Below are 14,889 nucleotides of genomic sequence, written 5' to 3'. Positions count from 1 at the left end.
CTTTCTATAGCTATGCCATGGCAGATGGTATCTTTAATTATCTGTTTGATAATAAATATGGGCTAATTTATAAAACTAAACCCAAAATCCCTGATAGCCAGCTATCTATAATTTGGGAGGAAAATTGAGGAAACTTCAGAACACATTAAATTGTGATTTAATATTAATGCTTATTTTATGACAAAAGTTTTGTTAAAACAAAATGATAATGTCTATATTTACGGTTTTTTAAAATAATTTTAAATAAATAATTGAATATGCTAAGAAAATTACTTTTTGTCATTTTTGCAACCCTCCTCGCTAATGGGCTTATAGCTCAAAGTAGTGGTATCAAAGGAAAAGTTGCGGATAAGGAAACAGGCGAAGGAATTCCTTTTGCAAATGTAGCAGTAGAGCAAGACGGTCAGAATATTAGTGGAGGAATTACTGATTTTAATGGGAACTTCCTGATAAAACCAATACCGCCGGGTAGATATACTTTGAAAGCTTCATATGTTGGATACAATACGTTTCAATTGAATGATGTATTATGTAAAGCTGGGAGTAATACTGTATTGGATGTAAAATTAGAATCAACAAGTCAATTAATTCCAGATGTAATAGTAACTGGATATAAAGTACCTTTAATCGATAAAGATAAAGTTTCGAGTACAGAAACTGTAACAGCAAAGGAAATTGCTCAAATGCCAGGTCGTGATGCATCTTCAGTAGCCACAACAGTTGGTGGAGTTTATTCGGAAGATGGCGAGATTGGTAGTATTCGCGGATCAAGGTCGGAAGGTAATGCAACTTTTGTTGATGGTATCAGAATTATTGGTTCTTCAAGTATACCGGCTGCTGCTATTGAGCAGGTTCAGGTTACAACAGGAGGTATTCCTGCACGATATGGTGATGTTACCGGAGGTATAATTAATATGACTACAAAAGGACCATCAGGCTTCTTTTTTGGTGGTATAGAAGGTGTTACTTCTGAAGTTTTAGACCCATATGGATACAACTTATTGGGTTTTAGTATTTCAGGACCTATCTTAAAAGTAGTTGATAAAGAGTATCCGGATAGAAAAAAATCTGTACTTGGATTTTTTATTTCCGGAGAACTTAGCCACATTGCTGATGGTGGACCATCGGCAATTGGTATGTGGAAAGTTAAAGATGAAATAAATCAGGATATTATTAACGATCCTCTTCGTCCAAGTGGTCTGGGTTTTGGAACCTTCCAAAATGCCGATTTTTTGGGTGAAGAAAATTTTGAAAAAATAGATGCAAAACTTAATGTTGGGAGTAAGAGAATAAATCTGCAAGGTAAAATAGAATTTAAACCCTCAAAAAATTTAAATTTTATACTTGGAGGTTCGTATTTGCATAACGACAGAACGAATTACAGTTATGCAGGTTCACTTTTCAATTGGGAAAACAATTCACAATCCGTTTATGATAATTGGCGAACATATATTAGAATCACCCAAAAATTCGGATCGCAAACTACAGAAGAAGAAGCCAACGCATTAGTTAAAAATGTTTATTATACTCTTCAGTTCGATTATGAAAAAACAGATAATTTGAATCAGGATGTTACTCATAAAGACAATCTTTTTGGTTATGGATATATTGGGAAATTTGAGCATCATGTAGAAAACAATTATTCATTTGGTTTAGATACGACTCTCAATCTTTCAGGTTATGTTCACGATAATTATATTTATATACTTGACACTTTTATTCCGGGTGGAGTAAATGTAGAAGCTGAAAAATGGACATCGAGATATTTTGAAATGGACGATATTCTTGCAAATGCCAGAGGATTTAGAGTTGATGACGATGTTTCCTTTGGTTTAGGGATATTAAATGGAGAAGGAATTCCTAGTGTTTATGGCTTATGGACAAGTCCGGGTTCTGTTAGCAACTCTTATTCAATTAGCGATAATGGTCAATTTAGAGTTTCTGCTTTTGGTTCTGCCGATATTGGAGACCATGCTATTGAAATGGGTTTCGAATTTGAACAACGAAGTTTCAGATCCTATGCTGTAGGACCTGTTGGTTTATGGTCATTAGCTAGAGATATGGCAAATATGCATATCGATCAGTTAGATTTTACTAAACCACATGCACTTTATTTAAGGGACGATGATGGGAATTTAATTTATAATGATATGGGAGAAGCTGTTTTCATGGATACTATATGGTACAGTAGATTATATTCTGCAGAAAATCAAGCATTGTTTGATCTTCGATTTCGCGAATCTCAAAATATGGAATTAGATGGTTTAAATTGGATTGATGTAGATTCATATGATCCTTCAGAATTATCAATAGATTATTTTAGTGCGGACGAACTATTAAATAGTGGAAATAGTTATGTCGGATATGTTGGTTATGATGCCTGGGGAAATAGATTAACACAAAATCCTAGTCTTCAGGATTTTTTCAGCGATACTTATACTGATATCAATGGAAACAAAAGATATAAAAGAGAAAAAGCTCCTTTTGAGCCAATATATTCCGCTGCATTTATCCAAGACCACTTTCAGTTCGACGATCTTGTATTTAATGTAGGTGTAAGAATAGACAGATTCGATGCAAATCAGATGACTTTGAAAGATAAATATCTTTTATATGATTCATACACTGCTGGAGATTCTGATCCGAAAGGAATCTTATCAAACCATCCAGATAATATTGGAGACGATTACACAGTATATGTTGATAATGTAATGGATCCAACTTCAATAAAAGGGTATAGGAATGGTTCTACTTGGTACGATGCAAATGGAACAGAAGTAGCCGACCCAGATATAATAAGTTCTGCGACAGGAATAGCACCTTATTTAGTGCATCCCGAAATTGATATGAATTCAGAAGATTATCTTGTTTCTATGTCCTTTGAAGATTATAAACCGGCAATAACAGTAATGCCACGTATTTCGTTTTCGTTCCCAATTTCCGATGAAGCTTTGTTTTTTGCACACTACGATGTATTATCGAAACGTCCTTCATTCTCAAATAATTTCGACCCTATGGATTATTTATTCTTCATCACAAGAGCAGGTGATATGGTAAACAATCCAAATCTGAGACCGGAGAAAACTATCGATTACGAATTAGGATTCCAGCAAAGACTTAGTAGTTCATCGGCATTACGATTAACTGCATTTTATAAAGAAATGAGAGATATGCAGCAGGCTGTCATGGTAGTAGGAGCTTTTCCTTTAGATTATATGACTTATGGAAATATCGATTTCGGAACAGTAAAAGGTTTTACAGCCACATATGATATGAGAAGAACAGGAAATGTTTCCTTAAGAACAAGTTATACTCTACAATTTGCAAATGGAACAGGTTCGAATGTAAACGATGCCGTTTCGATTTTACGATCAGGGCAACCAAATTTAAGGACAACTATTCCTTTAAACTTTGACCAAAGGCATGCTTTAGTTGCAACTGTTGACTTCAGATTTGCAGGAGGACAAAATTATAATGGACCAAAAAGTCTTAAAAAAATCCTATCAAATGCAGGCGTAAATACTGTATTAAGATTTGGAACCGGTTCTCCTTATACTAAACGATCAATAATTGGAAATACAATTGAAGGTTCAATGAATGGCTCAAGAGAACCATCCCGAACTTCAATAAATATGAAAATTGACAAAAATATAAATCTATCATTAGGTGAAGGCGAAGACAAAAAGAAAATCTACTTAAATGTATATTTTGACATTTCAAATGTACTCAACACCTTAAATATTAGAAATGTATATGCTACAACCGGAAATCCGGATGATAATGGATATTTATTCGCTCCGCAAAATCAACCTGCAATCGAAACACAAACCGACGAAGAAGCATACAGAAATTATTATGCTATGATGATTAACAATCCGGGAAACTATACTCTTCCGAGAAGAATTAGATTTGGAGTTATTTTAGGATTTTAATAATTTTTTAAAAGTAAATATAAAACAAAATAAATATAATGAAAAGAATAAGATATAATATTACAATTTTGATTTTGAGCTTGTTATTCTCGAATTATGTTATTGCTGAAAAAAATAAAACAAATTCTAATTCAAGTAATAACAACAAGTCAACCCATTCTATTTCAGCCGGCTGTACACAAGCAACAACATCTACAAATCTCGAACTCAATAATGTTCGTGCAATGATACATACCGGAGGTGATATGTGGTGGGATTTGCAAGGAACTGCCGAATATGAAGTCCCTAAAGGTTCAGGGAAAACAGCATTTTTTGCAGGTTCTATCTGGATCGGTGGAAAAGATATAAATGGGCAGTTAAAACTTGCTGCAATCCAGTTTAGAAGTAGTGGAACTGACTATTGGACCGGACCCCTTATTGTTGACGGACCTGAGCGTTCAAATGTTACAGCCGACATATGTCATGAATATGATAGGCACTATTCAATTTCTAGGAATGAAGTTGCAATGTTCAGAAATTATATTAATGCTTCTCTCTCAGGCGATCAGGCTACTTTAGAAAAAGATTTTGTTGGATATCAGGTTCCTACAATTATTGAAGAATGGCCTGCACATGGGCCGGCAGGTGGTTATGATTACTATCTTGCTCCTTTCTTCGATAAAAACGATGATGGAACATACAATCACCTTGATGGAGATTATCCCTTTTACGACCTTGATGGTGCTTTGCCTTGCGGAACAACAAGAGAAAAAAGATTACCACGACTATTTGGTGATGAAACTTTATGGTGGGTATATAATGATAAAGGAAATATTCATACCGAAACAGGAGGCGATGCTGTGGGTATGGAAATTCGAGCTCAAGGTTTTGCCTTTGCAACTAACGACGAATTGAATAATATGACCTTTTATAATTATGCACTTCTAAACAGATCTACATTTGTATTGTACGATTCATATTTTGGAGTATGGTCTGATGCCGATATGGGTTATGCTTTTGATGATTATGTAGGATGTGATGTTCAACGTGGACTTGGTTATTTATATAATGGAGAAGCAACTGATGGAACAGGACAACTTTTTGCTTATGGAGGTCCAACACCTCCACCACCAGCAATCGGAGTAGATTTCTTCGAAGGTCCCTATATGGATGACAATTATGGAGACGACAGACCCGATGGTGGTTGCGATATGAGTATCAATGGATTAAATTTTGGTGATGGAGTTGCCGGAAATGAAAGATGGGGAATGAGAAGGTACATATATTATAATAATGACCAAGGAAATATGGGAAATCCTGGATCAGCAGTCGAGCACTATAATTACTTAACAGGATTTTGGAAAGATGGAAATAGCTTACTATATGGAGGTACAGGACACCCTTCTGATAGTGATACAGAAGACCAAATAACTGACTTTATGTTCCCGGGCGATACTGACCCATGTGGTTGGGGACAAGATGGAATTCCAATGACTTCTTATCCAAGATATCCATGGACAGAAGAAGGGGAAGATAATCCACCTGATGACAGAAGATTTATTCAATCTGCTGGTCCTTTTACACTTGAACCTGGTGCTATAAATGATATCACGGTTGGTGTTGTATGGGCAAGAGCAACAAGTGGAGGTCCATTCGAATCGGTAGAAGAGGTTAAAAAAGCTGATGATAAAGCACAGCTTCTTTTTGAAAATTGTTTTAAAGTTGTTGACGGACCGGATGCACCGGAACTAACAATAATTGAATTAGATAAAGAATTAATTTTCCACATTTCAAATCTAAGTACTTCAAACAATTATCTCGAAGAATATTACGAAAGAGACCCATTTATTGTTTGCCCTGACGGAGATGATGATTGCAATAGATATTTTGATTTCCAGGGATATCAGGTATTCCAATTGTATGATGCTGATGTATCTATTACAGATATCCATAATCCTGATCTTGCAAGAGAGGTTTTCCAATGTGATATTAAAGACGAAATTTCAAAGATTGTTAATTACGAATGGGATGAAGAGCTTGCTGCAAATATTCCAATTTTGGAAGTTGATGGTGCCGACGAAGGAATTCAACATACATTCACTATTGTGAATGATGAATTTAGTTTATCAAGCGGAAGCCTTGTTAATAATAAGCGATACTACTTTATTGTCATAGCCTATGGTTTCAACGATTATTTGCATTACGATCAAAATGATCCATTATCAATTTCCGGACAGAAGAAACCTTATAAAGCTGGTAGAAAAGGAGCACTTGGAGCTATCAAAACTTACGAAGTTATTCCACATATTCCTACTCCTGAAAATAATGGAACTATAGTAAATGGAGAATATGGTTATGGTCCTAAAATTACTCAAATTTCAGGTCATGGAAATGGAAACAATTCACTTGAATTAACCGAAGAAACAATTGATGAAATTATGTCGGGTTCTCCATGGAAATCAAATAATCCTACATATGAAAATGGGCTGGGACCAATAGATGTAAAAGTAATTGACCCATTAAATATACCTGATGGAAACTATACTCTTGAATTTGATTCTATTAGTATTTTCCAAACAACATCATTCCGATATTCCATTATTAAAAATGCAAAATGGTTCATTTATGATGAATCAGGAGATACAATTTATTCAGATTCATGGATTGCTCTTGAAAACGAACAAATTTTTCCTGAATGGGGATTTTCTATTTCAATAAAACAAGTTGGAGTAATCAACGAAGATAATCAAAATCTTACTGCATTAGACCAACCGGACAATTCAGCATTTATTGAAGCTTCCATGACAATGGAGGATAACACGAAAACCTGGCTGAATTTTGTTTTTGATGGCGAAGGCTATGATGCATTCAACTGGATTCGCTCAGGAACTCAAAACGATGATACTCAACCAGAGTTTAATGATTATCTAGGAGACGATGAAGATGAGGTATATGAAAAAGTATTAAATGGAACCTGGGCACCATATGCCTTTACTTCTGAATACTTTAACGGACCTGCTTGGAAAGAAATGAGATCGTTGGTAGAGTTTAAAGCTCAAAGACTACCAAGTGTAGATATTGTTTTTACTTCTGATAAATCTAAATGGACAAGAGCAGTTGTACTTGAAATGGCTGATAATGATTCGCTTGATGGAAATCCAACAGATTTAATTCTACAAATGGGTGTAGTAGGCGAAACATATAAATTCGATAAAAGAGATAGTTATTCCGTTGATAAAGATGGAAATCCTTCAGAAACAGAATCAGGAAGTAATAGCCAAAATGATGCTAACTTCATTGATGGAAAAGGAATGGGTTGGTTCCCGGGTTATGCTATTGATGTTGGAACAGGCGAAAGATTAAATATAATGTATGGTGAAGATTCTAGATTACTAACTCAAAATGGTAGAGATATGATTTGGAACCCAACAAGTTCGTACGGTACCGATTTATTCTTTGTTACAGGTGGAGCTTCCGGCGAATTGTTTTTCGGTGGAAAACACTATATCTATATTATGGGACATAATAATTATTCCGAGGAAAATAAAAACTATATGCCTACTTACGATGACGGAAAGTATATTGACAGTATGTTAACTCCCGTTGTAGGTGAGTCAAGCTATCAGTATAAGAAACGTAAGAAAACTGTTATGAGAAATGCTGCCTGGGTTGGATTACCAATGTTAAGACGCGATGCAAATTTACTTGATACCGATGTTTCAATCAAGTTAAGAGTTGCAAACCCATATAGGAACGATGAACTTAGCTTTGCCAAAGTAGAAAATCCTGACGGAAGTGGGATTAATACTCCAAAGTATTCTTTTAATACTTCTGATATAAAAACAGTTACAGATGATAATGCAACTGCAAAAGACGCATTAGATTTAATAAATGTTGTACCAAATCCTTATTACGGATTTTCAGAGTATGAGAAAAACCAAATTGAAACAATGGTGAAATTCACCAATTTGCCACCTAAATGTACCATATCAATTTACACTATCAGCGGAACACTTGTTCGAAGATTCGAAAAAGACAATGCAGATACATTCATAGAATGGGATATAAAAAATCAATACGGAATTGCGGTTGCAAGTGGTATTTATATTATACATGTTGATGCTGAAGGAATTGGAGAAAAAATTCTAAAATGGTTTGGAGCACTACGTCCAACTGATTTGAATGCTTTCTAAAATATATATTATTAATCTTTTAAAACGAAAATAGTATGAATAATATTAAAATAAATATAATCGCTTTAATAATAGTAAGTTTATTATTTACTGATTTCTACAGTTTTGCCGGAAACGAGCAAAGAGCCGGTTCGGCTGGTGCACAAGAATTATTAATCAATCCATGGGCTAGAAGTTCAGGATGGGGAACTGCGAATATTTCGTGCACACGTGGATTAGAATCTGTTTTTATGAATGTGGCAGGAACTGCATTTACTCAAGGAACCGAGTTGATATACACTCACTCGTTGTGGCTGAAAGGTACAGATATTGCTATCAATGCTTTCGGATTTTCACAAAAAGTTGGAGAATCGGGTGTTATTAGCTTAGCATTGATGTCGATGGATTTCGGCGATATTGAGATGACAACTGTAGAAATGCCTGAAGGTGGATTTGGAACATTCAATCCAAGATATACAACTATAATGCTTTCTTATGCAAAAGAATTTTCAAATAGTATATATGGTGGTGCTACAGTAAAAATTATTAACGAAGCTATTCCAGATCTTTCAGCAGGTGGAGTTGCTTTCGATGCTGGAATTCAATATATCACAGGTATTGACCAACAAATAAAATTTGGTATTACAATGCAAAATGTTGGACCAACCATGAAGTTTTCCGGCGATGGTCTTTCTCATCGACAAGAAGATGGTTTAGGACCTCAAAGAACTGTTGAAGATCGTTCGGCAGAGTTTGAACTTCCTTCACTAATTCGAATAGGAGCTTCTTACGATTTCAATTTTGCTGATAGACAAAGACTCACACTTGCAGGAAACTTTACATCAAATTCTTTTTCTAAAGATCAATATCATTTCGGAATGGAATACGATTATAAAAATATCCTTTTTCTACGTGGTGGTTTTGTTTATGAAGATGGTATCAATCCTTTTGAAGACGATTATGATACCAGATCAACTGCCTATACTGGACCAACTGCCGGATTTTCTATCCAAATTCCTTTAAATAAAGAAAAAGGTTCGACTTTCTCTCTCGATTATTCTTACAGAGATACCGATCCTTTTGAAGGAACACATACTTTTGGTGCAAGAGTATCTTTATAATTATGAGTTATGAATTATAAATTGATTGAATTTTGTTTATTTAGTTGATTGATAAATAAGAGATTAACTTTAAGTTACTCATATAGATATAAGATATAAAAAAAAGCCTTGATTTCTCAAGGCTTTTTTTATTGCCATAAATGTTCAATTTTCTATTTTACCGGTGCTATATTTTCAAATACTTTATAAATCAAAAACCTGTATTTTATTCAAATTTTTCATATATTTGTAATATCAATAAAATTTATTTATGAAGCACTCATGAACCGTTTATATTACAAACATTTAGGGACATGATTATTCTGTAGATTGCAAGAAATATAATTTAATAATTACAAAATTATTGAGCTATGAAAAAAATAAGATGCTGTTTCACAGTTTTGATTTTAAGCTTATTGGTCATAAATACTGTTTCTGCTGAGAATGATAAAAAGAATGATAATACAAATAAAAACAAAAACTCAGGAAAATCTTTATCCTCAGGTTGTATTCAGGCAACAACTTCTACATATCTCGATATCAATAATGTTCGCGCACTGATACACACAGGAGGTGATATGTGGTGGGATTTGCGAGGAACTGCCGAATATGAAATTCCAAAAGGTTCGGGGAAAACAGCGCTTTTTGCAGCAGCACTCTGGATTGGCGGACTTGATATAAATGGGCAATTAAAACTTGCTGCTCAAAAGTTTAGAAGTAGCGGATCGGATTATTGGACAGGACCACTTATTGTTGATGGACCGGAACAATCGAATGTTACAACTGATATTTGCTATGAATATGATAAACATTTTGTAAGCTATAGGAATGATATCGCAAAGTTTAGAACTTATATAAATGCTTCACTTGCAGGCGATCAGGCTACTTTGGAAAATGATTTTGCAGGCTACCAGATTCCAACAATTATTGAAGAATGGCCTGCACACGGGCCTGCAGGAGGATATGACTATTATCTCGCTCCTTTTTTCGATAAAAACGATGATGGCGTTTACAATCATCTTGACGGAGATTATCCTTTTTATGACCTTGATGGAACTATCCCTTGCGGAACTACAAGAGATAAAAGAGTCCCTCGACTATTTGGCGACCAAAATCTATGGTGGGTTTACAACGATAATGGAAATATTCATAGCGAAAGTGGAGGAAATGCAATTGGGCTTGAAATTCGTGCCCAAGCATTTGCTTTTGCCACCAACGACGAATTGAATGATATGACCTTTTACAATTATGCACTTATAAATAGATCAACATTTGCTTTATACGAAACATATGTTGGCATTTGGAGCGCTGCCGATTTAGGTTATGCATTTGACGATTATGTGGGCTGCGATGTTCAGCGAGGACTTGGTTATGTTTATAATGGAGAAGCAACCGATGGAACCGGTCAACTTTTTGCTTATGGAGGACCAACACCTCCACCACCGGCAACTGGTATTGATTTTTTTGAAGGTCCATATATGGACGACGATTATGGAGATGACCGACCAGACGGAGGCTGCGATATGAGTATAAACGGATTAAATTTTGGAGATGGAATTGCTGGAAACGAAAGATGGGGAATGAGAAAATTTATTTACTATAATGGCGATGCAGGTGGTATGGGAAACCCATATACACCCCTTAATCATTATAATTATTTAAGAGGTAAGTGGAAAGATGGGAACAATTTATTATATGGAGGTACCGGACACCCATCGGATAGCGATACAGAAAACCAGGAAGCCGATTTTATGTTTCCCGGCGATTCCGACCCTTGTGGCTGGGGACAGGGTGGAATTCCAATGACTTCTTATCCTAAATATCCATGGTCAGAAGAAGGAGAAGATAATCCACCTGATGATAGAAGGTTTATTATGTCATCCGGTCCTTTTACACTTGAGTCAGGTGCTGTAAACGATATTACTCTTGGGGTTGTTTGGGCAAGAGCTACTGGTGGCGGACCTTTAGAATCAGTAGAAGCAATGAAGAAAGCAGATGATAAAGCACAAAGTTTTTTTGACAATTGTTTCAAAATAATTGAAGGACCAGATGCACCAGAACTAAAAATTATTGAAATGGATAAAAAGTTGATTTTCCATATATCAAATTTAAGTAGTTCAAATAATTATCTAGATGGATATCACGAAGAAGATCCATTTATTGTTTGCCCTGCTGCAAACGAAGAATGCAATAAGTATTTTTCCTTTCAAGGATATCAGGTTTTTCAACTGAAAGATGCCGATGTGTCAATATCAGATATTCGTAATCCTGATTTGGCAAGAGAAATTTTTCAATGCGATATAAAAGACGAAATTACAAAAATTGTGAATTACGAGTGGGATGAAGAAATTGAAGCCAATGTTGCAATTCTTGAAGTAGATGGTGCAGACATGGGAATACAACATACCTTCACTTTAGAATACGATGCATTTGCTCCATATGAAACAAAACTATCAAATAATAAGAACTATTATTTTTTGGCTATCGCCTATGGATTTAATGATTATTTGCACTATAACCAGAATGATCCATTTTCTGCTTCTGGACAAAAAAGACCTTACATTGCAAGTAATAAATGTGCTTTAGGTAATCTTAAAATTTATGAAGCATCTCCTCATATACCTGCTCCTGAAAACAACGGAACACTAATAAATGGTGAATATGGTTACGGACCAAAAATAACACAGCTTTCCGGACATGGCTGTGGCAATAATTCACTTGAATTAACACAGGAAACAATTGATGAAATAATGTCGGGACCACCATGGAAATCATATAGCCCCACATATGAAAACGGACAAGGACCAATTGATATTAAAGTAATTGATCCTTTGAATATTCCTGACGGTGAATACACAATAGAATTTGATTCAGTCGAAATTTTTGAAACAACATCTTTTAATTATTCAATTATTACAAATGCCGAATGGTTTATTTGCTCGAATAATGGGGATACAGTTCGTTCCGACTCAAAAATTGAAATTGGATATGAAAAACTCTTTCCCGAATGGGGATTCTCAGTATCTGTAAAACAAGTTGGAATAATTAATGAAGACAATCAACATCTTGCAGGATTAGATGATCCGGACAATCACGGATTTATTGAAGCCTCTATGACTTTTGAAGATGATTCTAAAGAATGGCTTGATTTTGTTTATGATGGAGAATTTTATGATGCTTTCAACTGGATTCGTTCTGGAACTCAAAGAGATGATACAAAACCACAATATAACGACTATCTTGGAAATGATGAGAATGAAGTTTACGAAACAGTTTTAAATGGAAGCTGGGCACCATACGCATTAACCTCTGAACACTATAATGGTCCGGCATGGAAGGAGATGAGATCCTTTGTTGAATTTAAAGCTCAAAAATTACCAAGCATTGACTTGGTTATTACTCCTGACAAATCGAAGTGGACAAGGTCTGTAGTTATAGAAATGGCTGACAATGATTCGGTTGATGGAAATCCAAATGATTTAATTCTTGGGATGGGAGTTGTTGGCGAAACATATAAGTTTGACAAGCGTGCAAGTTTTTCTGTCGATAAAAATGGAAATCCTTCAACTACTGAAATAGGCAGTTCAAACGAAAACGATCCAAATTTTATCAACGGAAAATACATGGGCTGGTTTCCCGGATATGCCATTGATATTGGAACCGGTGAAAGATTAAATATTATGTATGGTGAGGATTCAAGACTTGTAAGCCAGAATGGAAGAGATATGATTTGGAATCCGACAAGTGAGTATGCTACCGATTTGTATTTTGCAACTGGTGGTCGTTCCGGTGGACTCTTTTTTGGTGGCAAACATTATATCTATATTATGGGACACAATCATTATACTTATGATAAGAAAAACTATATGCCAATCTACGACGAGGGAAAATATATTGACAGTTTGCTTACTCCTGTTGAAGGAGAATCGAGCTATCAGTACAAGAAACGTAAGAAAATAGTTATGAGAAATGCTGCATGGGTTGGCTTACCAATCTTGGCTAAAGAGGCTAATCTTCTTGATAACGATGTTTCAATTAAAATAAGAGTTGCAAATTCATATAGAAACGATGAGCTAAGTTTTGTGAAAGGTCCAAATCCGGATAGTAATATTATTAATACTCCAAAATATTCATTTAATACATCAGATATTCAGACAATTACTAATGATGATGAAACTGCAAAAGATGCCCTTGATTTAATAAATGTTGTACCAAATCCATATTATGGTATTTCCGGTTACGCGAGAAATCAAGTCGAGAATATTGTGAAATTCACTAATTTGCCACAAAAATGTACAATATCAATTTATACTATCAGGGGAACTCTTGTTCGTAGGTTTAGAAAATCTAATTCTGATACTTTTCTCGATTGGGATGTGAAAAATCAATACGGATTAGCCATTGCAAGTGGTGTTTACATTATTCATATCGATGCTGATGGAATTGGTGAAAAGATTCTAAAATGGTTCGGAGCATTTCGTTCTACTGACTATAGTGCTTTTTAATTGTTAATATTTATTTTAAATAGGAATTAGAATCCAAAATTTCCAAAAAATTTGTATATAAAAAATCTTTTATAACTTTGCAGCCGAAAGAGTTCCGAAATTGTTTTGGAATTCTTTTTTGTTTTTAGTGATTTAATATAAAAAGATGGCGAATATTTCGTATATTACAGAAGAAGGTTTAAAGAAGCTGAAAGAAGATTTAGACCATTTGACAAGGGTAGAACGACCAAATATATCAAAGCAAATTGCTGAAGCCCGCGATAAGGGAGACCTTTCGGAGAATGCAGAATACGATGCTGCAAAAGAAGCTCAGGGAATGTTGGAAATGAAAATTTCTAAACTTCAAAATTCTATGAGTGGACTAAGAATTATTGATGAATCGACGATAGATACCTCGAAAGTTCAAATTTTCAGTAAAGTCAATATTCAAAATAAAAAGAATAATTCTCTTATGGAATACACTATTGTCTCGGAAAGCGAAGCAAATATCAAAGAGAAAAAAATTTCGGTTTCAACTCCAATTGCAAAAGCTCTTTTAGGACACAAAGTTGGAGATTGCATCGACATTAAAGTTCCTTCCGGAATTATTCAAATGGAAATTGTAAATATCTCAAAATAAAAATCAATCAAAGAAATATGGCTTCAATTTTCACAAAAATTATTAGTGGAGAAATTCCATCCTACAAAATTGCAGAGGACGAAAATTATTATGCCTTTTTAGATATTTTTCCTTTGGCAAAAGGTCATACTCTTGTTGTTCCTAAAAAGGAAGTTGACTATATTTTCGATATGGAAGATGAACTACTTGCCGGTTTAAATGTTTTTGCAAAAAAAATAGCAAAAGCTATCGACGAAGTTATTGAATGCGAAAGAGTTGGTGTAGCAGTTATCGGACTTGAAGTTCCGCATACACATATTCACCTTATACCAATAAATAATATTGAGGATATAAATTTTGCCAGACCAAAACTGAAATTCTCGAAAGAAGAATTTAGTGAAATTGCTGAAAAAATAAGGCTGGCTCTCAAATAATTGAAAATAGAAATAGGATATACTAAATTGTTATCCACACAATTTCCAGTCTGTCTTTTAACTAAGGCTTTGCTACGAAATAAGTTGGCCAAAGTAAGCGAAGTTATTTTGTGCGATAACAAGGCAAAAAACACAGGCATAGCCCCATAGCTATGGTGAGTATTTTTAA

Annotated in this window: 6 protein-coding genes; all 6 read left to right on the top strand. The window is 34.8% G+C overall.

Annotation, left to right across the window (positions count from 1 at the left end; genetic code table 11):
• The first annotated feature begins 257 nt into the window (after positions 1-257).
• On the top strand, positions 258-3,932 hold the full coding sequence (locus HN894_10985) for a TonB-dependent receptor plug domain-containing protein (GenBank protein ID MBT7143852.1): 3,675 nt from the start codon (positions 258-260) through the stop codon (positions 3,930-3,932).
• Between the two features lie 38 nt (positions 3,933-3,970).
• Entirely contained in the window at positions 3,971-8,104 is a 4,134-nt protein-coding gene (locus tag HN894_10980) for a T9SS type A sorting domain-containing protein (GenBank protein MBT7143851.1), read from the top strand.
• Between the two features lie 35 nt (positions 8,105-8,139).
• Complete coding sequence (locus HN894_10975) at positions 8,140-9,204, top strand: PorV/PorQ family protein (GenBank protein MBT7143850.1); 1,065 nt, start codon at positions 8,140-8,142, stop codon at positions 9,202-9,204.
• A 350-nt stretch (positions 9,205-9,554) separates the two neighbouring features.
• The gene (locus tag HN894_10970; GenBank protein MBT7143849.1) at positions 9,555-13,688 is read left to right on the top strand and encodes a T9SS type A sorting domain-containing protein; all 4,134 of its coding nucleotides are present in this window, start codon (positions 9,555-9,557) and stop codon (positions 13,686-13,688) included.
• Positions 13,689-13,833: 145 nt separating this feature from the next.
• Entirely contained in the window at positions 13,834-14,307 is a 474-nt protein-coding gene (gene greA / locus HN894_10965; protein ID MBT7143848.1) for a transcription elongation factor GreA, read from the top strand.
• A 17-nt stretch (positions 14,308-14,324) separates the two neighbouring features.
• Positions 14,325-14,720 carry an HIT family protein gene (locus HN894_10960; GenBank protein MBT7143847.1) on the top strand — a complete coding sequence of 132 codons (396 nt, stop codon included), beginning with the start codon at positions 14,325-14,327 and terminating at the stop codon, positions 14,718-14,720.
• Positions 14,721-14,889 lie beyond the last annotated feature (169 nt).

Source organism: Bacteroidota bacterium (assembly GCA_018692315.1).
In the GTDB taxonomy this organism is placed as follows: domain Bacteria; phylum Bacteroidota; class Bacteroidia; order Bacteroidales; family JABHKC01; genus JABHKC01.
This window is presented reverse-complemented; position numbering and strand designations above follow the sequence as displayed.